This is a genomic window from Actinoplanes flavus, assembly GCF_017592555.1.
GTDB lineage: Bacteria > Actinomycetota > Actinomycetes > Mycobacteriales > Micromonosporaceae > Actinoplanes > Actinoplanes flavus.
The window spans coordinates 44,170-68,147 of the sequence record NZ_JAGFNS010000014.1 but is presented as its reverse complement, the minus strand read 5'-3'; the positions used below and the strand labels follow the sequence as shown (position 1 = coordinate 68,147).

Here is a 23,978-nt window from a genome sequence, read left to right as displayed (position 1 = left end):
ATGCGGACTCCGCAGCACATCGTCGGCGGCGGCCTCGCCGTCCTCTTCCTGTCCCCGCTGGTGTGGGCCGCGGTGGCCTCGGTCAGCCCGCAGGCCGGCACCGCGCAAACCTCCGGCTGGGGCCTCGGCAACTATGAGACCCTGGCCAACTACCAGGCCGGAATCGCGCAGTACCTGCTGAACTCGACAGTGGTGTCGGTCCTGACGGTGCTGTTCACGCTGGGCGTGTCGCTGCTCGGCGGCTACGCGTTCGCGATGTTCCGCTTTCCCGGCCGGAACCTGCTGTTCCTGGTCACCCTGGCCATCCTGATGGTGCCCTACGCGACCCTGCTGATCCCGCTCTACGTCCTGCTCAACGACCTGGGCCTGCAGAACTCGCTGGTCGGGCTGGCGCTGGTGCTCACCATGTTCCAGCTGCCGTTCGCCGTCTTCATGATGCGCATCTCCTTCGAGGCGGTGCCCAAGGAGCTCGGCGAGTCGGCACTGGTGGACGGCTGCGGCAGCTTCCGCGCCCTGCTGCACATCATGCTTCCGGCGGTGCGGCCCGGCCTGATCACCGTCGGCCTGTTCGCGTTCCTGGCCGCCTGGAACGACTTCATCACCCCACTGGTGCTGATCAGCGACTCCGACCGGGCGCCCCTGCCGCTGGCCGTCGCCAACATGCGCCAGCAGGTGATGGGCATCGTCGACTACGGCGCCACCGAGGCCGGGGTGGTCACCCTCGCCCTGCCCTGCATCCTGCTGTTCCTCGCCCTCCAGCGGCACTACGTCCGCGGGTTCCTGTCCGGCGCACTGAAGGGTTGATCCTCACGTGACGATCGAGAAAGCCGTCGTGTCCGGCGAATGGACCGGGCGCGGCGGGACTCCGGCCGCCCCGAGCACCGGCCGGCTGCGGCCGCTGGGCCTGCACGAGGTCACCCTGCGGCCCGGCTTCTGGCAACAGCGGCAGCACACCAGCCGGACCGCCTCCTTCGACCACATCGAACACTGGCTGGAACGGGCCGGCTGGCTCGGCAACTTCGGCGCGCCCGTGGAGGGCCGCCGCGGGCGCGAGTTCTCCGACTCCGAGGTCTACAAGTACCTGGAGGCGCTCGCCTGGGCCGGCGATCCGGCGTACGAGGACCGGTTTCACGCCATCGTGGCCCGGGTCGCCGCGGTCCAGCAGCCGGACGGCTACCTCAACACCAACTTCGGGCGGCCCGGCCAGGCCGCCCGGTACAGCGACCTGGAGTGGGGCCACGAGCTCTACTGCTACGGCCACCTCATCCAAGCGGGGGTGGCCCGGGCCCGCACCCACGGTCACGACGACCTCGTGACCGTGGCGGTGCGCGCCGCCGACCACGTCTGCGACACGTTCGGCCCGGACGGCATCCAGTCGGTCTGCGGGCACGCCGAGATCGAGCCGGCCCTGGTCGAGCTGTACCGGGTCACCGGCAACCGCCGCTACCTGGACCAGGCCCGGCTGTTCGTCGAGCGCCGCGGCCGGCAGGTGCTCGACGACATCGAGTTCGGCCGCGCCTACTTCCAGGACGACATGCCGATCCGTGAGGCGCGGGTGCTGCGCGGGCACGCCGTACGGGCCGTCTACCTGGCGTCCGGTGCGGTCGACGTAGCCGTCGAGACCGGCGACACCGAACTGCTGGAGGCGGTCGCCCGGCAGTGGCGGGCCACGGTCGCGCGGCGTACCTATCTGACCGGTGGCATCGGATCCCGCCACCAGGACGAGGCGTTCGGCGACGACTTCGTGCTGCCGCCGGACCGCGCCTACCAGGAGACCTGCGCCGGCGTCGGCTCGGTCATGCTGGCCTGGCGGCTGCTCCTGGCCGAGGGCAACCCCCGCTACGCCGACCTGATCGAACGGGTCCTGTTCAACATCATCGCCACGTCCCCGTCCGACGACGGCACCCGCTTCTTCTACACCAACACGCTGCACCAGCGGGTCCCCGGCATCGAACCGGCCGCCGACACCCTGGTCCCGCGGGCCGCGTCCAGCCTGCGCGCGCCCTGGTACGCGGTGTCCTGCTGCATGACCAACCTGGCCCGCACGTTCAGCAGCCTGGCCGCCTATCTGGCCACCACCGACGACGACGGCGGCGTGCAGATCCACCAGTACACGCCGGCGTCGATCCGGGTGGGCGACATCGATCTGGACATCGAGACCGCGTACCCGGCCGACGGGCGGGTCACCATCCGGGTGGTGTCCGCGCCCGCGACGGCCTGGACGCTCTCCCTGCGGATCCCGCACTGGGCCACCGAGGCGACCCTCGACGGCGTGCCGGTGGCGCCGGGCCTCGCCGCGGTGCGGCGCCGTTTCACGGCGGGCGACATGCTGGTGCTCGATCTGGCGGTCCGGCCGCGGCTCACCTTCGCCGACGCCAGAATCGACGCGGTACGCGGAAGCGTCGCCGTGGAACGCGGACCGGTCGTCTACTGTCTCGAATCACTCGACCTGCCACCCGGCCGGACCGTCGACACCGTCCGCCTGGATCCCGCCACCGAACCGGTGGACCGCGACGGCGCCGTGATCGTCACCGGGCGCACCCAGCCCGTGCACGACGCCAGCTGGCCCTACGGCCCGGCTCCGGCTCCGCCTCTTGCGGATGCGGTGGAGATTCCGCTGTACCCCTACCACCGCTGGGCCAGGCGCGGCCCGTCCACCATGCGCGTCTGGCTTCCCCTCGACCGGAGGTGAGCGCCACCGTGATCTGCCGTCGACACGTCGTCCCGATCGGCGCCGGACCACCGATCTCAGCCGGCGGCGCGGCTGCACGGCGCTCTTTCGGCCGGCCATCCCATCGCGGTTCGCCGAGAACCGGCGCATCCCGCGTCACGCGGCCCGCGACGAGCTGTCCCGTCTCCGCTCGTCCAGCGCCCGGCCGGAGATGCTGTCCTCGACGGCCGCGAGCAGTTCCACGGCGGTGAACGGTTTCTGGACGATGCGGGCCGAGTCCAGGTCGTAGCGGCGGAGATCGTCGTCGCTGTAGCCGGACATGTACAGCACCGGCAACTCCGGATGATGGACCCGCAGCCGGTCGGCGATCGCCGGCCCGGAGCGGCCGCGCCGCACGATGTCGGTGAGGAGCAGGGCGACGTCGTCCGGTTCGTCGCCGCGTGGTGAGCCGTCGAGCCAGGCCGTGGCGCGATAACCGTTCTCCCGCAGGATCCGGATCACCAGATCGCGGACGGATTCGTCGTCGTCGACCACGATCACGTGCTCGCCGTGGCCGGACGCCGGGATGTCGCCCGTTTCCGGAGTCCGGTCCGCCGACTCTGCCGCCAGTGGCAGCAGGATCTGGAAGGTGGTGCCGATGCCGGGTGACGAGTCCACGGTGATCTGTCCGCCCGCGTCGGTGACGATGCCGTAGACGGTGGCCAGGCCGAGTCCGGTGCCCTTGTCGGCGGGCTTGGTGGTGAAGAACGGCTCGAAGAGCCGGTCGCGCACCTCGGCGGTCATGCCGCAGCCGGTGTCGCTGACGGTCAGCCGCGCGTTGCCGCCGGGCGGTCGGTCGGTCTGCACCACGACCACGCCGCCGTCGGGCATGGCGTCCCGGGCGTTGACGATCAGGTTGAGCAGGATCTGGTCGAGGTGGCCGCGGTTGGCGCGGACCGGCAGCGGCTCGGGCTGGCGTCGGCAGACCAGCTGGATGTTCGCGCCGATGCTGCGCCGGAGCAGTTCGCCGGAGCAGGCGACGACCTCGTTCAGGTCGACCGTCTCCACCTGGGTCGGCTCCCGTTTGGCGAAGAGCAGGAGTTGCCCGGTCAGATCGCGGGCCCGGTCGGCGGCGTCGCGGATCCGGGCCAGGTCCTTGCCGCCCTCGGGGGTCACCTCGTCGGTCAGGAAGTCGGCATAGTTCAGGATTATCGCCAGCAGGTTGTTGAAGTCGTGCGCCACGCCGCCGGCCAGCTGGCCCAGGCTCTCCATCCGCTTGGCCCGCGCCGACCGTTCCATGGCCAGCTTCTCCTCGGCCTCCAGCCGCTTCCGGGCGGTGATGTCGCGCTCGGTGGCGGCCGCCGCGACCACCCTGCCCGAGTCGTCGCGGATCGGCGCGACCGAGACCGACACGATGATCTCCGAGCCGTCGCTGCGGATCCGCCGGGTCTCGTCGAATCGCAGGTGCTCCCCGGCGGCGAGGGGGATCTGGACCTGTTCGAACACGGCCAGCCGATCCGGGGGCAGGATCCGGGTGAACTTGTGCCCGATGATCTCGCTCGCGCGGTAGCCGTACATCTTCTCGGCCCCGGCGTTCCAGATCCGCACGACGCCCTTGAGGTCGGCCACGATGATCGCGTCGGCGGACTGTTCGACGAGGGCGCCCAGCATCTCCCGGTCGCTTGCCGCGGCGGACCGGGCGTTCAGCAGGGTGCGCAGGTGACGGGCGGTCAGCCAGCCGATGGCCGTGATGGCGGCCACCATCAGCAGGCGCAGGATCTGATCGGTCGAGCCGAGCAAGCCGTGCCAGGTGGAGATCGCGAAGGCGGCGGCGGCCGCGTAGGCGCCGATGGTGAGCACCAACGTAGGGCTGGCGGTGGCGGCGGCCAGCGCCGGTCCCACCGCCAGCATCCCGAAGGTGAGCATCCGGGGTGGCGAGAGTGCGGACAACACCGTCAGTACGGTCACGGCCACGAAGGCCCCGACGACCCTGGGCGTCACTTTCGGTCGCCTCATCACCCGGCCCCCTTTCCGGACGCAGGTAGGCTATGCCCGTTTCGCCACCTCGGGCCTGGAACCCGGAAACCAGCGGACGCTGCCAGGACGCCCCGCGGTGGCCCTGCCGTATGGTGCAGCGGAACCCCCTCGCCCGCTATCCGAAGGACCGGTGCCGGTGGCCCGTCTGCTGCTCGTCCGCCACGGTCAGGCGTCGTTCGGCGCCGACGACTACGACGCGCTTTCCCCGATCGGGCACGAACAGGCCCGTACCCTCGGGAAATCGCTCTCCGATCGGGGCGTCCGCCCGGCCCTGCTGGTGCGCGGCGCGCTGCGCCGGCACGCCGAGACCGCCGCGGGCATCCTCGACGGCCTGGCCCGGTCGGTCGACGTGGCGATCGACCCGGGGTGGGACGAGTTCGACTTCCAGCACGTCGTGGAGATCCACCGGCCGCTGTTCCGGGACCGCGCCGCCATGGCGGCCGAGCTGGCGCGCGAGGCGCGCCCGGACCGGGCGTTCCAGGAGATCTTCGAGGCGGCCACCACGCGCTGGGCGTCGGGCGACCACGATCCGGAGTACGGCGAATCGTTTCCCGCGTTCCAGAACCGGGTGGCCGCCGCCCTGGCGTCGGCCGAGGCGCTGCTGCGTGCGCACCGGGAGGTGCTCGTGGTCAGCTCGGGCGGGCCGATCGCGATGGCGGCCACGTTGCTCACCACCGGATCGGTGGCCGGATGGGCCGCCTTCAACCGGGTTTCGGTCAACACCGGCGTGACCAAGGTGATCGCCGGGAGCCGCGGGCTGTCCCTGTCGACGTTCAACGAGCATCAGCACCTGGAGTCCGACCGGCGGCTGCTGACCTACCGGTGACGGGCCGGGCGGGGCAGCAGCGCCGGGACGCGGCGCATGTGCTCGGCGTAGGCGGGGCGGCGGATCAGTGACCGCTCGTCCATCATCGGGATGCTGACGAACGTGAACAGCAGCACCATGGTGACCGGGCCGATCACGGTCCACCACCAGCCCGGGGCGGCGGCCAGGGCGAACAGCCACATCCCCCACCAGAAGAGGATCTCGCCCAGATAGTTGGGGTGCCGCGAGTACCGCCACAGGCCGCGGTCGATGACGCCGCCCCGGTTGGCGGGATCCCGGGTGAACCGGTGCAACTGGCGGTCGGCGGTCGCCTCCAGGAGCACGGCGGCCACCGTGACCGCGACGGCCACCACGTCCAGCGGCCCCCACGAACGGCCGGTCACCGTCACGGCGGGCCAGACGGTCAGCAGCCCGGCGAACACCACCACCGTGGGCATGAGCTGGATGCCGGCCAGGTTGACCAGCCACCACGGGACGCCGCGCGGTCGCCGCTCACGCAGCCGCACGTAGCGCCAGTCCTCGTGGTTCAGGCCGCGCCACGACGACGCCCAGTTGGCCGTCAGCCGGATCGACCAGGCGAGCACCAGCAGCAGGACGGCCGTCTGCCGGCCGGTCATAGCCGAGATCTCGCCACCGGTGTGCCACCACACCCAGGCGACCACGATCACGGCCGGGGCGACGCTCCAGTACGGGTCGTAGAGGCTCGCGTTGGCGACGAGCATGCTGGCCGCGAACACCACGACGGTGGCGGCCAGGTCGGCGTAGAAGGTGAGCAGCAACGGGTGCGGGCCACGCGCGACGGCCACGACGGCCCACGCGACCAGCCCGGCCGCGAGATAGGCGGCCGTCACCACGGCGAACCCCACCGTCCGGTCCCGTCCCGTCGACATAGGACGAGACTAAGCGTGCACCGTCCGTACCGTGAAGTCCGGTTCTTCGGCCGGACGGCCGAAGAAATAGCCCTGCAACAGCCGGTAACCGAGCCGGTGGAGCACGTCCGCCTGCTCCGCCGTCTCCACGCCCTCGGCCACCGCGTCCAGCCCCAGACCCGAGGTGACCTGCATCATCGCCTCCGCGATGACCGCGTGCCGGCCGGCCTCGGTGACCCGGTCCACGAACGATTTGTCGATCTTCAACACGTCGACCGGCACGCTCTGCAACAGCCCGAGCGACGAGTGCCCGGTGCCGAAGTCGTCGAGAGCGATGCGTACGCCCAGCGCCCGCAACTCGTGCAGCGCCGCGACCGCGGGCCCGCCCTCGAACACGGCGGTCTCGGTCACCTCCACGGTGAGCCGGTGCGGAGCCAGACCGGTACGGGCGAGCACCGCCGCCACCGACGTCGCGAACCCGGACCGGGCCAGCTGGCGGGCCGACACGTTGACGCTGACGCGGTCCGGGGCGAGCGGCCCGAGTTCGGCGGTCCACCGGGCCAGCCGCTCGCACGCCGTCTCCAGGATCCACGCGCCCAGCTCGACGATCAGGCCGTTGCGTTCGGCGACCGGAATGAACAGGGCCGGGCTGATCAGGCCACGCTGCGGATGCCGCCACCGGACCAGGGCCTCCACGGCGACCACCCGGCACTCGGGCAGCCGGACGATCGGCTGGTACACCACCTGGAACTGGCCGGTGTCGAGCCCGTGCCGGATCTGCGCGCCCAGCCGGGCCTGCTCCGACGACCGCTCGTCGAACGCGGGGGACCACCGCGCGTACGTCTCACCGGTCCGCCTGGCCACGCACATGGCCACCCCGGCGCGGCGCAGCACCTCCACCGGGTCGTCGGCGCCGTCGGAGTCGGCGACCCCGATCCCGGCGCCGACCAGCACCTCGAAGTCGTCCGACCGGACCGGGTAGTGCACCGCGCCGATCATCCGGCCGGCCACCGCGTCGGCCTCGGCGCGTGTCGTGTCCTGTAGGAGCACCGCGAACTCGTCACCGCTGAGCCGGGCCACCATCGTCTGCGGTCCGGCCAGCATGCGTACCCGCTCGGCGATCCGGACGATGACGTGGTCGCCGGCCACCGGCCCGAGCTCGTCGTTGACGCTGCCCAGGTCGTTGAGCCCGACCAGGATCACCTGCGGGCGGCCGGTGGTCATCGCGTGGCCGAGGGTCCGCTGGAAGCGGCGCCGGTTGTGCAGGCCGGTGAGGTCGTCCTGGTTGGCCAGGCGCCGCAGTTCGGCCGACTGCCGGTGCACCTGGTGCATGACCCCGGCCATCCGGGTGACGCCGAGCGCGAACAGCAGGATCGCGCCGGCCGCGATGACGACCCGGTCGAGCTGGTTGGCGCCGACCGCGGGGAGGAACAGCAGAGTGGGCGGAAGTACCGCGCAGCAGGCGGAAATGGCCAGACGGCCGCGACCCGCCCGGATCTTTTCGGGCGGTTCCCCGGTGTCGGCCGCCGCCATCGACGGGTGCAGCGCGGCGGCGGCCCACAGCACGTAGGCCATCAGCCACGCCCAGTCGAGCCCGCGCCCGTCGTAGTCGAAGTGCAGGCTCAGCACCGAGTACGCGATGTCCGCCACGAGCAGCAGCCCGGCCGCCACGCCCAGCAGGTCGGAGCTGACCGAGCGGGCGCGGGCGCCGATGAGCAGCCGGGCGACCATCACCAGCAGCAGCATGTCCAGCGCCGGGTAGGCGGTGCTGACCACGCTCTCCAGCAGCGACGCCGATTCACCGGCGGCGACCGGGTGCAGGACGAACACCCACAGCACCAGGCTGAGGCCGAGGGCGGCGATGGACGCCTCGAGCAGACCGCCGGTGTCCCGGCCGCGGCGAGCGCGCAGCAGCAGGAACAACCCGGCGATCAGGGGCGGATAGGCGCCGAGGTAGAGGACGTCGGCCACCGACGGGTACGGCTCCTCGTGCCGGACGTACTCCAGGTACCACCAGACGAGATCGCCGAGGGCGGAGAGCGAGATCCCGGCCGAGAACAGGATCCACGCGGCCGGGCGCGATGGCCGGTTCCAGCGCACGGCGATCAGGATGGCCAGCCCGGCCAGAAGCCCGACGGCGCTGTAGCCGATGTTGGCCAGCAGACCGTCAGCGGGCAACAGGTAGTAGCCGGCGGCCGCGGCCACGCCGCCCGCCGTCCACCACCGCCATCGACCATCCGGACTCATGAGCTGACCATCGGTCGCACCGAGAGCTACTTGAGGGACCGCGGCGGCGCGGCACACCTTGTATATCGATCACATCCCTCGTGGAGGACGGACTTTTGCTCACGGTTTTCGTAATCTGCCGAGCCCGGTGACGGCCGTGCGGGCGCCGACATGTTTCCAGATCGATAAACCTTGACACCTTCATTGTTATCGATAACATCGGCCGGTAGCAAAACTCCCCCGTGTACGCCGAAAGGCGCGTGCCGTCGTACCCGGAATCCGCCGAGATCGGAGTCCCTCGATGTCCCCGCTCCCCGTCACCCGCCGCAGTCTGCTGGGCGCCGCCCTCGGCGGCGCCGTCGTCGCCACCACCGGAACCGGCAGCCCCGCCGCGGCCGCCGAACTGCCACCCGCCCGCGCCGACCTCGGCGTCTCCGCCTACCCGTTCCCCCTCGGACAGGTGCGGCTCACCGCCGGCCGGCTCATGGACAACCAGACCCGCACGCTCAACTACCTGCGGTTCATCGACGTCGACCGGCTGCTCTACGTGTTCCGTGCCAACCACGGTCAGTCCACCGGCGGCGCCGCGGCCAACGGCGGCTGGGACGCGCCGACCTTCCCGTTCCGCTCGCACGTGCAGGGCCACTTCCTGACCGCGTGGGCGCAGGCGTACGCGATCCTCGGCGACACCGTCTGCCGCGACAAGGCCAACTACATGGTCGCCGAACTGGCGAAATGCCAGGCGGCCAACGGCTACCTGTCCGGATTCCCGGAGGCCGACATCACCGCGGTGGAGAACCGCACCCTGACCAACGGCAACGTGCCGTACTACTGCATCCACAAGACGATGGCCGGCCTCCTCGACGTGTGGCGGTACGTCGGCAACACCCAGGCGCGCGACGTGCTGGTCAAGCTCGCCGGGTGGGTCGACACCCGTACCTCCGCTCTGTCCGTTTCCCGGATGCAGGCCATGCTCGGCACCGAGTTCGGCGGGATGAACGCCGTGCTCACCGACCTCTACCAGCAGACCGGCACCGCCCGCTGGCTGACCGTCGCCCAGCGGTTCGACCATGCCACCGTCTTCAACCCGCTCGCCGCCAACACCGACGCGCTCAACGGCCTGCACGCCAACACGCAGGTGCCCAAGTGGATCGGCGCGGCCCGCGAGTACAAGGCCACCGGCACCACCCGCTACCTGGACATCGCCCGCAACGCGTGGAACATCACGGTCGGCGCGCACACGTACGCCATCGGTGGCAACAGTCAGGCGGAGCACTTCCGCCCGGCCAACGCGATCGCCTCCTACCTGACCGACGACACGTGCGAGCACTGCAACTCGGTCAACATGCTGCGCCTGACCCGCGAACTGTGGGTGACCGACCCGAACCGGGCCGCCTACTTCGACTTCTACGAGCAGGCACTGCTCAACCACGTGCTCGGCGCGCAGAACCCGGCGTCCAATTACGGCCACGTCACCTACTTCACGCCACTAAGGCCCGGCGGCCGCCGCGGGGTCGGCCCGGCCTGGGGCGGCGGCACCTGGTCCACCGACTACGGCACGTTCTGGTGCTGCCAGGGCACCGGTGTCGAGGTCAACACCCGGCTCATGGAGTCGATCTACTACTACAGCGGCACCACGCTGACCGTGAACCTCTACGCCCCGTCGGTGCTCACCTGGTCGCAGCGCGGCATCACGGTCACCCAGACCACCACCTTCCCGGCCGGCGACACCAGCACGCTCACCCTCGCCGGCACGATGAGCGGCTCGTGGAGCATCCGTGTCCGGATCCCGTCGTGGACCAGCGGTGCCGCCATCAGCGTCAACGGGGTCGCCCAGTCGGTCACCGCCACCCCCGGCAGCTACGCCACGATCACCCGCACCTGGGCGGCCGGCGACACGATCACGGTCCGGCTGCCGATGCGGATCGTCCTGCGGCCGGCGCCCGACAACCCGGACGTCCAGGCGATCACCTACGGGCCGACCGTGCTGGCCGGAAACTACGGGGACACCGCTCTCACCGCCCCGCCCGCGCTCACCGTCTCGTCGGTCACCCGGACCAGCGCCACCGCCAACGGCGCGACCGTCAACCTGGTGCCGTTCTACGACGCGCACGGTTTCAACTACAGCGTCTACTGGCTCACCACGGCCACGTACAAGATCGTCAACAACGCCACCGGCCTGGTCCTCGGCATCCAGGACATGTCGACCGCCAACGGCGGCCTCGCTCTCACCTGGGGCGACACCGGCACCCCCGACCACCGCTGGGTCCGGATCGCCGACGGCACCGCCGTCCGCTTCCGCAACGTCAACAGCGGCAAGGTCCTCGGTGTCGAGAACATGTCGACCGCCGACAACGCGCGCGTCCTGCAATGGGACGACAACGGCACGGCCGACCACCGCTGGACCCTCGTCGACCAGGGCGGCGGCCTCTACAAGATCCGCAACGTGAACAGCGGCAAACTCCTCGCCGTCCTCAACGGCGGCACCGCGTGGGGCGTCCAGGTCGTCCAGGACCCCGACAACGGCAGCGCCGACAACCTCTGGCGCTTCGCTTGAAAACCACCATCTCGTACGGGCTACGAAGCGTCACCGTGGCAATCGCCCGGCCTGCTGCCCCCGCACGGCCATCGGCCGCCGCCGGGCTGATCCGGTGACGTCACCCTTACCCCGAAAGGTGAAACCGTGTCCCTGACCCGCCGCACCTTCACCCTGCTGCCCGTCCTGTCCGCCGCCGCGACCGCCACCGCCGTCGCCGCCGCCCCGACCGCGGCGCTCGCGGCCAACACCGCCTACGTGTTCGCCTACTTCACCGAGACCCCGAACATGTCCGGCGCGAACTACGGCCTGCACCTGGCGGTCAGCCAGGACGGCCTGAACTGGTCGCCGCTGAACCAGAACGCACCCGTCGTCACCCCCACCGCCGGCACCCTCGGCCTGCGGGACCCGTTCATCCTGCGCAAGCAGGACGGCACCTTCGTGATCCTGGCGACCGACCTCAACGGCACCGATTTCGGCCAGAACAACCAGTACCTGCACGTCTGGGACTCGGTGAACCTCACCAGCTTCACCGGCTACCGGCGGATCCGCATGCACACGCTGGCCACCCACACCTGGGCGCCCACCGCCTTCTGGGACGCCGCCCGTGGCCAGTACGGCATCGTCTACTCGGCCAACAACGGCACCGACGTTTTCATGGTCAACTACACGTCCGACTTCCGGACCGTCTCGGCGAACCAGGTCTATTTCAGTCCCGGCTTCCCCGTTCTGGACGGTGACATCGTCGTCGACGGCTCCACCTTCTACCTGTACTACAAGAACCTCTCCACCGGCCTGATCCACGGCGCCCGATCCAGCACCGGCGCGGCCAACAGCTACACCACCTACACCAGCGGTCTGCGCCAGGGCAGCTCGATGGAGGCCCCGCTGCTGATCAAGAACAACGCCGGCACCGGCTGGTGGCTCTGGGGCGACTCGTTCAGCCCGGTCAACAACGACTACTACCTGTGGAGCAGCGGCAACGTCGGCGCCAACAGCTGGACCGTGGCGAACCAGCGGACCTTCACCCCGCCGCTGAACGCCAAACACGGCAGTATCGCCGGCATCACCGCCGCCGAGTACAGCGCCCTGATCAGCCGCTGGGGCCTGCCCGCCTGGGTGCGGCTCAAGTCGTCCAACTTCCCGGACCGGTACGTACGCCACGCCAACAGCATCGGCCGCATCGACGCCTACCCGTTCGACCCGCACCAGGACCAGCTGTGGCGGATGGTGGCCGGACTGGCCGACAGCGCCGGGATCTCGTTCGAATCGGTCAACTATCCCGGCCGGTACCTGCGGCACAGCAACTACGCCATCCGCCTCGACCCCAACGACAACACCGCCACGTTCCGCGCCGACGCCACCTTCTACCGGGTGGCCGGGCTGGCGGATTCCGCGTGGTCGTCGTTCCGCTCCTACAACTTCCCGGACCGCTACCTGCGCCACTCCAACTACGTGCTGCGCATCGACCCGCTCAGCGCCTCCTCCAGCGCCTCCGACCGCCAGGACGCCACCTTCCGCGTCTCCTGACCGCCCCTCCTGACCGCCCCTCCCCGCCGCCGCCCTCACCCCGCCCGAGCCGATCTCGGACGTCCCCACCGCACGCGGTCCCGAATCGCCCAAATCATCATGAATCGGGCGGTGCATCGTCCCCCTCGCGGATCTTGACCGTTCTCCCGCCTCAGGCGGTGGTCAGTCGACCAAGGTCGGCGGGGGGATGGGCAGTTCGTCATCCTCCGTTTAGATCTTGGACGTTCTCCTACCTCGGGCGGTGGTCGATCGTCCAAGGTCGGCGGAGGTGGGTGGCGGACAGTCCCGCTCTCGGATCTTGGCCGTTCTCCCACCTCAGGCGGTGGTCAATCGTCCAAGGTCGGCGGGAGGTGGGCTGTTCGTCCTGCCGCTCTCGGATGTGGCGCTCTCCCTCGTTGGCGGAGGCACCTTGGGCGGTGGTCAGTCGTCCAAGGCCGGCGGAGGTGGGTGGCGGACAGTCCCGTTCTCGGATCTTGGCCGTTCTCCCACCTCGGGCGGTGGTCAATCGTCCAAGGTCGGCGGGAGGTGGGCTGTTCGTCCTGCCGCTCTCGGATGTGGCGCTCTCCCTCGTTGGCGGAGGCACCTTGGGTGGTGGTCAGTCGTCCAAGGTCGGCGGAGGTGGGTGGCGGGTTGTCCCGTTCTCGGATCTTGGGTGTTCTCCCACCTTGGCCGGAGACGCCTCGGGTGGTGGTCAATCGGTCCAGGTCGGCGGGGGATGGGCGATGCGTCCGTCTCCGTTTGGATCTTGGACGTTTGCCTACCTCGGGCGGTGGTTGGTCGTCCAAGGTCGGCGGGGGTGGGTGGGGTGTCCGCGCTTCGTGGATCCTGGGGCGTTTGTGCGCGAATGGTGGTCAGTCGTCCAAGGTCGGCGGGGAGATGGGCCGGCCGGGGCGGGCCGGTCGGGGGTGGTGACGGCGGCGCCGGTACCAGATGATGTTGGTTGGGAAGGAGCGCCATGATGGAGACTCGGGTCGGCCGCGAGGTCGCGGTGCGCGTCGCCGGCGGACCGGCGGATATCGGTCTCGCGTTCGTCGCGAATGACGAGATCGCCTCGGATGTGGCCCTTCTCGCCGCGGATCTCGGCCCAGTAAATCTCGGGTTGGCTGGTTTCGGTTCGGCCGGTCTCGGCTCGGTCAATCGAGGCCCGGTCAATCTCGGCCTAACTGGTCCCGGCTTGGCCGGTCTCGGCCTGGCTGGTCTCGGCTTGGCTGGTCTCGGCTTGGCTGGTCTCGGCTTGGCTGGTCTCGGCTTGGCTGGTCTCGGCTTGGCTGGTCTCGGCTTGGCTGGTCTCGGCTTGGCTGGTCTCGGCTTGGCTGGTCTCGGCCTGGCTGGTCTCGGCTTGGTCGGTCTCGGCCTGGCTGGTCTCGGGTTGGTTGGTCTCGGGTTGGCCGGACTCGCCTTGGTCGGTCTTGGGTTGGCCGGACTCGAGTCTGTTGGTCTTGGGTCGGTTGAGTTGGCGGCGTTCTGATCCATGGCCATCGACTCGCATCCGGGGGAGCCGCACGATGCCGCCCTCGCCGGGCGGCTCAACTGGCTGCGTGCCGGTGTGCTCGGCGCCAACGACGGCATCGTTTCGACCGCAGGTCTGGTGATCGGTGTGGCGGGTGCGACCACCTCCATCGGGTCGATCGCCACCGCCGGTGTCGCCGGGCTGGTGGCCGGTGCCGTCTCGATGGCGCTGGGGGAGTATGTGTCGGTCAGCAGCCAGCGGGACACCGAGAAGGCGCTGCTGGAGAAGGAACGCGGTGAGCTGGCCGAGTTCCCCGAGCAGGAGTTCGAGGAGCTGGTCGCGCTCTACGAGGCCAAAGGGCTCAGCGAGGCGACCGCCCGGCAGGTGGCCCGGGAACTGACCGACCGGGACGCGTTCGCCGCGCACGCTGACGTCGAGTTGCGCCTGGATCCGGACGAGCTGACCAGCCCATGGCAGGCCGCCGTCGCGTCGGCCGTCGCGTTCACGACCGGCTCGCTGCTGCCGCTCGCGGCGATCCTGCTGCCGCCGCCGAGCGCCCGGATCGTTGTCGCGTTCCTGGTGGTGGTCGCCGCTCTCGCCGGCACCGGCTACCTGAGCGCACGGCTCGGCGGCGCCCGGCCGAGGCGGGCGGTGCTGCGGCTGGTGCTCGGCGGCGCGGCGGGAATGGCGGTCACCTACGGCATCGGGACACTTATCGGTGGCGGGGTCGGGTGATGGGTCACGGTGTGGGGGCACCGTTCGGGTCGGATGGTGAGTTACGGCGTGGGGGCATCGTTCGGGTTTGGGTGATGGGTCACGGTGTGGGGGCACCGTTCGGGTCGGATGGTGAGTTGCGGCGTGGGGGCACCGTGCGGTCGGGTGATGGGTTACGACGTGGGGGCATGTTCCGGGTCGGGTGATGGGTCACGGTGTGGGGGCATCGTTCGGGTCGGGTGATGGGTAACGGCGTGGGGGCATCGTTCGGGTCGGATGGTGCGTTACGGCGTGGGGGCGCCGTTCGGGGTTGGGTGATGGGTCACGGCGTCGGCGATCCATTGGGCGACCTCGGCCGGCGTGCGGTGCGTGGTGTCGACGACCTCCGCCTCGGCGTGTAACCAGGTGCGGGCCGCCTCGGCGTACGGCTCGAGGTGTTGGAGCCGGAACGGTGACGGAATCGGGGAGGCCGCCGCTATCCGGCCTCGAAGGGTGTCCTGGTCGGCGTGCAGGACGAAGTGCCGCACTTCGATGGCGTGTGCGGCGAGGCCCGCGCTGATCTCCCGCCAGTACGGCTCGGCCAGGACGGTCATCGGCATGACCAGGGTTCCGCCGGTGTAGTCGAGCACCCGCCGGGCCGTCTCGACGACGAGTTGCCGCCACGGCGGCCAGTGCTGGAAGTTGTCGGTCTCCGGCAGCCCCGGCGTGATGTCCATCAGCGTCTCGCCGACCTTCTCGGCGTCCAGCACCCGCGAATCCGGGATGAGCGCCCGCACGAGCGCACTCGTCGTCGTCTTGCCGGCCCCGTGGGTTCCATTGATCCAAACGATCATGTGGTCCGAGGCTAGCGTCCCTCCGCATCCGGGCCGACCGGGCGCAACTCGCCGGTTCTGGCCAGGTGCGCGGCCACGTCGATCATCCGGGTGCCGGTGCGCTGGCTGACCTGGATCAGCAGCCCGAAGGCGAGCTCGGCGTCGAGGTGGTAGCGCTCCATGAGGATGCCTTTGGCCTGGCCGATGAGATCCCGGATCTGGATGGTGCGGCCGCACTGCTCCTGTTGCCGTGCTCCGGACAGGGCGACCGCGGCGTGGGCGGCGAACAGCAGCCCCACGTGTTCGGCGTCGTCGTCGAAGGCGTCCCGGTCACCGGCGTACAGGTTGAGGGCTCCCAGGGTGCCGTCCTCCACGTACAGCTGAAAGGAGAGCATGCTCCGGATGCCGAGAACGACCGCCCGGCCGGCGAAGTTCGGCCATCGATGCTCGTCGACCATGTCGGTGAGCCGCACCGTCGTCTCGTCGAAGAGCGCCGTGAGGCAGGGGCCCTCACCGGTGTCGAACTGTGCCTGGTCGATCTCGCGAACCACGTCGTCGGTGGCGGCGCGGGTGTCGACCCGGCCGTGGTCGACGACCATCAGGCCGGCGTATTCGGTGCCGGGCACGGTGTCCACCGCGGCGGCGGTGATGGCCCGCAACGTGCCCTGTTCGTCGCGTTCGTTCTGCAGCGATCGCGCCACCTCGGTCAGCGCGACAGCGATGTCATCCTCCGTCATCACCCGGCCTCCCCTCAGGCGTCGGGAGGCTCCGGGCGGATTCTTCCCCGTCCGGAGCCCTGACCAGGACATTCGCGCGCCGCGGCGCCCGGTCCGGCAGCGGTATGCCCATCCGCGGAGGCGATACACCGGCCATCGTCCGGGTGGGCGCATGGTGACTTCGGTGCGGCGCCGGGCGCCCCATGAACACCACCCGGTCCCGCCCGTTGTAGTACGTGACCTGGAGTTCCACGGCCGCCGCCGGCTCGTCGCGCCGCAGGTCGAGGCACAGTTCGTACGCGTCGAGCCAGCCGGCCCTCCGGCAGCCGGTCCGCCGGGCCAGCTCGGCTTCGCCGGCCTCGCCCAGGCCGGTGACCGTGAGCCGGCGGTAGCAGGAATTCACGCCACATCCGGTCTCCTCGCGCAGCACGGTCATCGCGGCCGGCAACGGAATCGCGTCGCGCGGCGGCACCGGCGGATCGCCGACGACCGGTATCGCGACGGCGGCGGCGACGCCGGCCGCCCCGATGACCGCGCCGGTCACCCAGCGCCCGGTCAACGGTCTCCGCACCCGCGTGCCGATCGCGACGACCAGAGCGGCCCCGGCCAGGTGCCAGCGCAGACCGTCGTCGATGGTCGGCGGGGTGCTCCAGGTGCCGAACGTGACGGTCCACAGCGACCACGCGGCGACCCAGACGGCCAGCCCGGCGCCGATGCGCCAGGCGTGCGGCCGGGACCGGCCGAGTAGCGCCCACGCGACCGGGAACACCAGCACGAGCGGCACGAGCACGGCGACCTCGGCCGGTTCCAGCATCTCGTCCGCGATCGGATCGCCCGGCTGGACGCCCGGCCACACCGGCACCGTGGCGGCGAGCGCGCCCACCACCAGCAGCGGCCGCGACCACCGGCGGGCCGGCAGCCGATCCGCCACTTCGCGCCAACGGCCGATCCACGCGCCGGGATGCGGAAAGCGCCGTCCGGTGAGATACCCGAGCAATCCCACGATCATCAGCATCAGTACGTCCACGCGCCTTCGACGCCGTACCGAAGGGATCGGTTGCCGGGTGAGTGACCCGGCCTCGGGTGGGAATGCGGAGGTCATGGCGAGAACGCGGGTGGCTTCGGTGGCGGCTTCCAGTGAGTTCACCGGTGACGACGGTGTGCGGCAGCCCGGGGGAGAGGTGCACGCCTGGACGCCGGGGATGAACCAGACACTGTGCGGGCTGGCCCTGAGCCGGACCCGGCTGAAGCGGTTCCCGCACGTGCGGTTCGACTTCCGGGCCACCGATGTGATCACCGCCGGGGACGAGGTCCGCTACATCTGCCCGCGCTGTGTGGCCGCCACCAGCCGGCGCGGCGAGCGGGCCTGGACGCGTACCGCGCCCCGGCCCTGAGCCGTTCGCCGTCCCCGCCGCAACAAATCCTGAACTTTCTTAACAGATATCTTGACCGCGCCTCCGGCATCTAGTTAAGTCGATGTACCCGATATCCCCCTCGCACCAGTGCATCCATTGATGTACGGAAGGTGAGCCATGCCCAAAAAACGGCTCCTGTCGATCCTGGCCGCGGTCAGCGTGGCCGTGGCCGGCGCCGCCGCCGCGATCCTGCCGATGACCGCGTCCAGCGCGGCCGAGGCGTGCGTCGCCGCATACAGCAACACCGCCGTCTACACCGGTGGGATGCGGGCGTCCCACAACGGCCGCAACTGGACCGCCAAGTGGTGGACCCAGGGGGAGACGCCCAGCACCGGCGGCTCCGGGGTGTGGGCCGACAACGGCGCCTGCGGCGGCGGCACCACCAACCCGCCCACCGGCACCTGCAACCACCCGAACTGGGTGGCCGGCCAGTTCTACGCGGCCGGGGCGATCGTCCGCTACACCAACGGGCAGTACTACCGGGCGTCGCACGACAACCCCGGCTACGATCCGGTCATCAGCACCTGGTACTGGTCGCCGTACACCTGCACCGGTGGCGGAACCACCCCGCCGCCCGGCGGCGGGTCGGGAAGCTTCCCGGTCAGCGAGGCCCAGTTCAACCAGATGTTCCCGAACCGGATCGCGTTCTACTCGTACGCCGGCCTGATCGACGCCGTCAAGAAGTACCCGGCGTTCACCACCACCGGCAGCGACACGGTCAAGAAGCAGGAGGCCGCGGCCTTCCTCGCCAACATCAACCACGAGTCCGGCGGCCTGGTCTACGTCGAGGAGATCAACCAGGCGAACTGGCCGCTCTACTGCGACCGCAGCCAGCCGTACGGGTGCCCGGCCGGCCAGAGTGCCTACCACGGCCGTGGCCCGATCCAGCTGAGCTGGAACTTCAACTACAAGGCGGCCGGTGACGCGCTCGGCATCGACCTGCTGAACAACCCGGACCGGGTCAAGAACGAGTCGTCGGTCGCCTACCAGACGGCCGTCTGGTACTGGATGACCCAGCGCGGTCCGGGCACCATGACCCCGCACGACGCCATGGTCAACAGCCGCGGCTTCGGGGAGACGATCCGCAGCATCAACGGTTCGCTCGAGTGCAACGGCGGCAATCCCGCGCAGGTGCAGAGCCGGGTGGACGCCTACCAGCGGTTCAGCGCGATCCTGGGCGTGAGCCCGGGGGCCAACCTCTCCTGCTGACACCGCAGAACGCGACAGCCCCGGCGCCCGGCGCCGGGGCTGTCGTCCTTTCCATGGAAGTCGCTCACTCACCCGGCAAGGGCTTGTCCCCGCGGGGCCGGTTCGCTATCCAGGAGACATCCGACGGAGGCGGGCTGCCATGAGCGTCGAGTGCAGAGTGTTCGGCGACATCGCCGTGACGAGTGACGGCCGGCAGATCGACATCGGTCACGCCCGGCAGAAGGTCGTGCTCGCCGTCTTCCTGCTCCAGCCCGGCCAGGTGATCGGTGTCGACACGCTGATCGACCATGTCTGGCCGGAGCGGCTGCCGCAGCGTGCCCGGGCGTCGCTCTACAGCTACGTCTCCCGGCTCAACGCGGCCCTGACCGGGACCGGCGTCGAGATCGCCCGGCGGTCCGGGGGCTACCTGCTGGACATCGACCCGGCCCGTATCGACCTGCACCGCTTCCGGGACGCGGTGGCCCGGGCCCGGGAGGCCGCCCGCGCCGGTGATCCGGAACGGGCGCTCGCACTGTTGCAGGCGGCGCTCGACCTCTGCCGGGGGCGGCCCTTCGGGGCGGTGGAGACGACCCGGCTCGCCGCGCTGCGTACCTCTCTGGAGAATGAGCGGGCCACCGCTGAGCTGGACCGCAACGATCTCGCCCTGGCCCTTGGCGGACATGCCGCGCTGCTGGGTGAACTCGCCACCGCGGCGGCCGCGCGGCCGCTCGACGAGCGGCTGACCGGGCAGCTGATGCTGGCGCTGTACCGCAGCGGCCGGCAGGCCGAGGCACAGAACCTGTACCGGGAGATCCGGCAACGGCTGGTCGACGAACTCGGCGCGGACCCGGGCCGGCCGTTGCAGGACCTGTACCTGCGGATGGTGGGCGCGGATCCGGCGCTGGACCCCCGACCCGCCGAGGAGGAGAAAGCCGCGGCCCGCCTGGATCTGGTCGTCTACCGCACCCCGGGCAACCGGCTGAACCGGCCGGCCGAGCTGGTCGGCCGGCACGAGCCGGTGGCCGAGGTGAACGCGGCCCTCGACGACGGGCGGCCGGTGCTCCTGCACGGGCTGGCCGGCATGGGCAAGACCGCCATCGCCGCGACCGTCGCCGACGAGCGGTTGCGCGCCGGCGGCCGCCCGTACGTGTGGTTGCGGGTGGGCGAGGCCGACGAGGAGACCGTCTTCGAGGCGCTGCTCCGCAGACTCGGCGGCGGTACCGAGGCGGCGCTCACCGGCGACGCCCGGTTGCTGGCGCTGCAGAACCTGATGGACCGCGCCGGGATCGGTCTGCTCGTGCTCGACGACGTGTGGCACGGTCCGGCGCTCTTCCAGGTGCTGCGCGCTGTGCCGGACCGGATCCCGGTGCTGGTGACCGCACGCGCCAAGTTCCCCCTGGACCGGCAGGTCGAGATCGTCGGGCTGTCCGGCGACGAGGCGGTACGCCTGCTGGCCCTGCACTGGGGAACGGCGCCGGGCGCGTGGAGCCGGGGCGCCGCCGATCTGTGCCGGCTGCTCGGCCACCACCCGTACGCCGTCGAGATCGCCGGCCGGCACCTGCGGCAGTACGGCTTGGACGCGGCGGACCTGGCCGGCCAGATCATGGACGCCCCACACGATCTCGCCATGCCGGCCGGGCTCGCACCGTCCGGACGGGAGAGCGTGCGACTGCTGCTGGACCGTAGTTACGCCGCCCTCGCCGACCCGGACGGACGGCTGGTGTTCCAGACCTTCGGGGCGCTGGACTACGCGGGCGCGTCGGCGCCACTGCTGGCCGAACTGACCGGACTCGACGAGAAACGGGTCCTGGTGGCGCTGCGGCTGCTCGCCGACCTGTCGCTGGCCCGGCCGCGTGACGGCACCGTCTTCCACGAGGTGCACGACCTGACGTTCAGCTACTGCCGTGCGCTGACCGGCGCAGACGGACGGATCGCCGGGGCGGTCCGGCGGTTCGCCGAGGCGCACGGCGGGGACCTCGACCTGATCGGGCTCGACCTGGACAACCTGCTGGCGGTGGCGGAATCGGCCCGGTACGCCGACCCGGACGCCTGCACCGGCATCGTCGCGGCGATCGCCACCGGCGGCTACCTGGACGACCGTGGCCATCCACCGCGCCTGGTGCGGCTGCTCGACGAGGTGATCCAGCGGACCGGCGACGACCGGCTGCTGCACCAGCTGCTCGGCAAACGGGGCAACGCCTACCTGCACCAGGGCCGGCTCCGGGAGGCGGCGGAGGCGTACCAGCGGGCGCTCGACCTGGCGCCGGACGCGAACCGGCGGGCGATCCTGCTGGCCGTGCTCGGCAAGACGTTCGCCGAGATGGGGCAGCACGAGCGGGCCGAGAACACGCTGCGGCTGGCGTACCAGACCGCCGACGCGCACGACGACGAGGCGGCCCGGCTGCGGATCCTGGAGCAGCACAGCATCGCCGCGTTCCGGTGGAAGGACTTCCGGCTGGTCCGGGAGCTGACCCGGGCCGGAGTGGAGGCGAGCCGCCGGCTGGGCGCCCGGGCCGCCGAGGCGATCTTCCTCAACAACCTCGGCACCGCCGAGCTCGAACTGGGCCTGATCGCCGCGTTCGACCGGCACGGCGAGGCGCAGCGCATCGCCCGCGAGCTCAACGACCTCGACATCCTGGCCCTCGCCCAGCACAACCTCGGCCTCGACTGGCAGGCGGCCGAGGACGCCGAGCGGGCCGCCCACCATCTGCGGGAGGCGCTCGCGCTCTACGAACGGCTCGGGTACGCGCAGGAGGAGAACAAGGTCCGGTCGCTGATGGAGCGGTTCGGGCATCGGATCACGGACCCGGAGAAGGAGCGAGGATCATGAGTGTACGACGAATGGCGGTGGCCGCGGTCGTGGTCCTGCTCACCGTCACCGGCTGTCCCGGCCCCGACCAGCCACCGGAGAAGCAGCGGGTCGCGCTGGTGGTGGTCGATGAGTTCGAGGTGGCGGGCGAGCCGACGGAACCCGCGGAGGGCGACGGCAACTGCGCCTACCGGGGCATCGGCACCGGCGAGGTCGGTGGCAAGGGAGCACCCCACCCGGGCATTCCGGCCGGGTCGGTCCACGGGGAGCTGGTGCTCGAGGAGATCCGCCAGGAGATGCGTGCGGGCGGCAGGTGGGGCACGAACGGCACGGCACAGGACAAGGCCGCGTACGGCGTCGACGTCCCCGATGTCCGTACCCTCGAATCATGGTCTTCCGGCGCGGACAAGGAGATTGTGCTGACGGCGGTCCACGTCGCCGGCTACCAGACACAGCGGATCACCGGCCTGCTGAAATCCGTGACCGACGGGATGAAGCAGACGCAGGGGATCACCGCCTTCGTGATCAACATGAGTTTCGTGCTCGGTCCGTGCAAGGTGGAGCCGTTCGCGGCGGTCCAGCACACCGATCCCGAACAGCTGCTGCAGATGTACCGCAACGTCGTCGCCGTCGAACCGACGGTGCAGGACCTCAAGAACTTCCTGGACACACTGGTCGGCAAGACTCCGGAGGCGATCGCGGTCGCCCTGCTGGACCAGAGACTGCAACGGGTCCGCGACGCCTTCGCCGGCCTGCCCGACCAGCTGAAAATGTGGATCTTCTATCAGCCGCAGGACATCGACGACGGCACCATCGACCCCGAGGTCCGGAACACGGTGGTCGACAACGATCCGCTGTACCTGTTCCTCGCCGACCTGGTCGGCGGATCCGGCGGCCTGCGGGTCGTCCCGGTGGCGGCTGCCGGCAACGGCATCGGTGTGGCCACCGAGGGGACCCCGCCCAGCGGATTCCGGCTCGACTTCCCCTTCGCCCCGGCCATCTGGAAGAACGTCGTCAGCGTCAGCGCCCTCTCCCGCCGGACCGTGACCAGCGACCGGGCCTGCGGCACCGACCCGCTCAGCGCGGAACGGGCCTGGTACTCCAACAGCGGCGAGATCAGATACGACGGCGACTTCGACCACACCCCGAAGGGCGGCCCGTGCCAGCGGCTGACCGGCACCTCGTTCGCCGCGCCCCGGATCAGCTACCGGGAGGCCCTCTTCCTGCTGGCCGGTGGCACGGTCGACTGCGGAACCGGGATCCGGCCACCGCTCGGCTACGTCGAGGACGACACCGGCAAGGGGAACGTCTGGCAGAACCTGACCATCCCGGAGATCACCCCGAACCACTGTCCCGACTTCGAGAAGGTCACCGAACCGATCAGGTGAGGGCGGCCGCCTCCACCCGCACCAGACCGGACCGGTAGGCCATCACCACGGCGTGCGCCCGGGTGCCGCAGCCCAGCTTGTGCAGCACCCGGCCGACGTGCGTGCGTACGGTCAGATCGCTGATGAACAGGCGGCGGGCGATCTCGGCGTTGTCCAGCCCGTACGCCATCAGCTCGAGCACCTCCCGCTCGCGCTCGGTGAGGCGCCGGACCATCGCGGCCGTCGCCTGCCCGGTGACCGGCTGGCTGAGCAGCTCGCACAGCACGTCGCCGGCCACCGCCGGGTCCAGCCAGATCCCGCCGGCCGCGCACGCCCGGACCGCGCCGATCAGTGCGACCGGCCCGGCGCCGGTCAGCACCACCCCGGACGCGCCGGCCCGCAACACCCGCGCCACCAGCGCCACCGTGTGCCCGGTGGTGATCGCGAGCACGCGGGCGCCGTGCCCGGTCAGCTCGCCGACCAGCTCGGCCGGATCGCCGCCGGACAGGCCCAGGTCGAGCACGACCACGCCGGGAGCCAGCGCGGCGGTCACCCGGATCGCCTCGGCGGCCCACCCGGCCTGCCCGGCCACCGCGAGATCCGCCTGGGCGTCCAGCAGGGCGCAGACGCCGCCACGGACCAGCGGCTGGTCGACGGCGACGACGACGCGCGTCGGGGTGGTCTTCATGGCTTCCTCCGGCAGCTTCGGTGATACCCGCGAGGTTGCCCGCACGGCCTTGCGCCCATCTGCCGGAAATCTGGAAAGAGCTGGTCAGGGCTACTACAGATGACGTACGGGCGGGATGATCCGCCGGGCCGACGACGGCCGGCGG

Annotated in this window: 18 protein-coding genes; 11 read left to right on the top strand and 7 right to left on the bottom strand. The window is 70.8% G+C overall.

Annotation, left to right across the window (positions count from 1 at the left end; genetic code table 11):
• Both J5X75_RS21955 and J5X75_RS21950 read left to right on the top strand, forming a co-directional pair.
• Complete coding sequence (locus tag J5X75_RS21955) at positions 1-804, top strand: carbohydrate ABC transporter permease (protein WP_208469361.1); 804 nt, start codon at positions 1-3, stop codon at positions 802-804.
• A gap of 7 nt (positions 805-811) precedes the next feature.
• Positions 812-2,692 carry a glycoside hydrolase family 127 protein gene (locus J5X75_RS21950; protein WP_307798190.1) on the top strand — a complete coding sequence of 627 codons (1,881 nt, stop codon included), beginning with the start codon at positions 812-814 and terminating at the stop codon, positions 2,690-2,692.
• 135 nt (positions 2,693-2,827) lie between these two features.
• Here the strand turns inward: J5X75_RS21950 and J5X75_RS21945 are convergent, their stop codons facing one another.
• Complete coding sequence (locus J5X75_RS21945) at positions 2,828-4,666, bottom strand: PAS domain S-box protein (RefSeq protein WP_208469360.1); 1,839 nt, start codon at positions 4,664-4,666, stop codon at positions 2,828-2,830.
• Positions 4,667-4,823: 157 nt separating this feature from the next.
• Here J5X75_RS21945 and J5X75_RS21940 point away from each other — a divergent pair, with 157 nt between their 5' ends.
• Positions 4,824-5,513, top strand: coding sequence for a histidine phosphatase family protein (locus J5X75_RS21940; RefSeq protein ID WP_208469359.1), 690 nt, complete (start codon positions 4,824-4,826; stop codon positions 5,511-5,513).
• On the opposite strand, the gene J5X75_RS21935 is transcribed toward J5X75_RS21940, so the two are convergent.
• A complete protein-coding gene (locus J5X75_RS21935; RefSeq protein ID WP_208469358.1) occupies positions 5,504-6,403 on the bottom strand; it encodes a DUF1295 domain-containing protein in 900 nt (299 codons plus the stop codon). The two genes, J5X75_RS21940 and J5X75_RS21935, sit on opposite strands and share 10 nt — an antisense overlap.
• Before the next feature lie 9 nt (positions 6,404-6,412).
• A complete protein-coding gene (locus tag J5X75_RS21930; RefSeq protein WP_208469357.1) occupies positions 6,413-8,629 on the bottom strand; it encodes a putative bifunctional diguanylate cyclase/phosphodiesterase in 2,217 nt (738 codons plus the stop codon).
• Between the two features lie 280 nt (positions 8,630-8,909).
• On the opposite strand from J5X75_RS21930, the gene J5X75_RS21925 reads away from it, so the two are divergent.
• From J5X75_RS21925 to J5X75_RS21910, 4 genes are all read left to right on the top strand, one after another.
• Positions 8,910-11,165, top strand: a complete 2,256-nt coding sequence (locus J5X75_RS21925) for a beta-L-arabinofuranosidase domain-containing protein (protein ID WP_208469356.1) — start codon at positions 8,910-8,912, stop codon at positions 11,163-11,165.
• Positions 11,166-11,291: 126 nt separating this feature from the next.
• On the top strand, positions 11,292-12,674 hold the full coding sequence (locus J5X75_RS21920) for a glycoside hydrolase family 43 protein (RefSeq protein WP_208469355.1): 1,383 nt from the start codon (positions 11,292-11,294) through the stop codon (positions 12,672-12,674).
• A gap of 958 nt (positions 12,675-13,632) precedes the next feature.
• Positions 13,633-14,142 (top strand): hypothetical protein, encoded by a 510-nt coding sequence (locus tag J5X75_RS21915; protein ID WP_208469354.1) that lies wholly within the window; start codon positions 13,633-13,635, stop codon positions 14,140-14,142.
• A 3-nt stretch (positions 14,143-14,145) separates the two neighbouring features.
• A complete protein-coding gene (locus tag J5X75_RS21910; protein ID WP_208469353.1) occupies positions 14,146-14,859 on the top strand; it encodes a VIT1/CCC1 transporter family protein in 714 nt (237 codons plus the stop codon).
• Positions 14,860-15,122: 263 nt separating this feature from the next.
• Here J5X75_RS21910 and J5X75_RS21905 read toward each other — a convergent pair whose 3' ends face one another.
• The 3 genes from J5X75_RS21905 to J5X75_RS21895 are packed head-to-tail and all read right to left on the bottom strand — an operon-like array spanning position 15,123 to position 17,381.
• On the bottom strand, positions 15,123-15,671 hold the full coding sequence (locus J5X75_RS21905; RefSeq protein WP_208469352.1) for an AAA family ATPase: 549 nt from the start codon (positions 15,669-15,671) through the stop codon (positions 15,123-15,125).
• Between the two features lie 11 nt (positions 15,672-15,682).
• Entirely contained in the window at positions 15,683-16,387 is a 705-nt protein-coding gene (locus tag J5X75_RS21900) for a GAF and ANTAR domain-containing protein (protein WP_208469351.1), read from the bottom strand.
• Positions 16,374-17,381 carry a hypothetical protein gene (locus tag J5X75_RS21895; protein ID WP_208469350.1) on the bottom strand — a complete coding sequence of 336 codons (1,008 nt, stop codon included), beginning with the start codon at positions 17,379-17,381 and terminating at the stop codon, positions 16,374-16,376. Before J5X75_RS21895 ends, J5X75_RS21900 begins: the two co-directional genes overlap by 14 nt.
• Positions 17,382-17,490: 109 nt before the next feature.
• On the opposite strand from J5X75_RS21895, the gene J5X75_RS21890 reads away from it, so the two are divergent.
• The 4 genes from J5X75_RS21890 (at position 17,491) to J5X75_RS21875 (ending at position 23,166) form a co-directional block, all read left to right on the top strand.
• Positions 17,491-17,760 carry a hypothetical protein gene (locus J5X75_RS21890; protein ID WP_307798189.1) on the top strand — a complete coding sequence of 90 codons (270 nt, stop codon included), beginning with the start codon at positions 17,491-17,493 and terminating at the stop codon, positions 17,758-17,760.
• A gap of 138 nt (positions 17,761-17,898) precedes the next feature.
• A complete protein-coding gene (locus J5X75_RS21885) occupies positions 17,899-18,990 on the top strand; it encodes a glycoside hydrolase family 19 protein (protein ID WP_208469348.1) in 1,092 nt (363 codons plus the stop codon).
• 139 nt (positions 18,991-19,129) lie between these two features.
• Positions 19,130-21,799, top strand: a complete 2,670-nt coding sequence (locus J5X75_RS21880) for an AfsR/SARP family transcriptional regulator (protein WP_208469347.1) — start codon at positions 19,130-19,132, stop codon at positions 21,797-21,799.
• Positions 21,796-23,166, top strand: a complete 1,371-nt coding sequence (locus J5X75_RS21875; RefSeq protein ID WP_208469346.1) for a S8/S53 family peptidase — start codon at positions 21,796-21,798, stop codon at positions 23,164-23,166. The genes J5X75_RS21880 and J5X75_RS21875 overlap by 4 nt, the downstream gene beginning before the upstream one ends.
• Here the strand turns inward: J5X75_RS21875 and J5X75_RS21870 are convergent.
• Positions 23,159-23,833: a LuxR C-terminal-related transcriptional regulator gene (locus J5X75_RS21870; RefSeq protein WP_208469345.1), complete on the bottom strand. Its 675-nt coding sequence runs from the start codon at positions 23,831-23,833 to the stop codon at positions 23,159-23,161. The genes J5X75_RS21875 and J5X75_RS21870 overlap by 8 nt on opposite strands.
• Between the last annotated feature and the right edge of the window lie 145 nt (positions 23,834-23,978).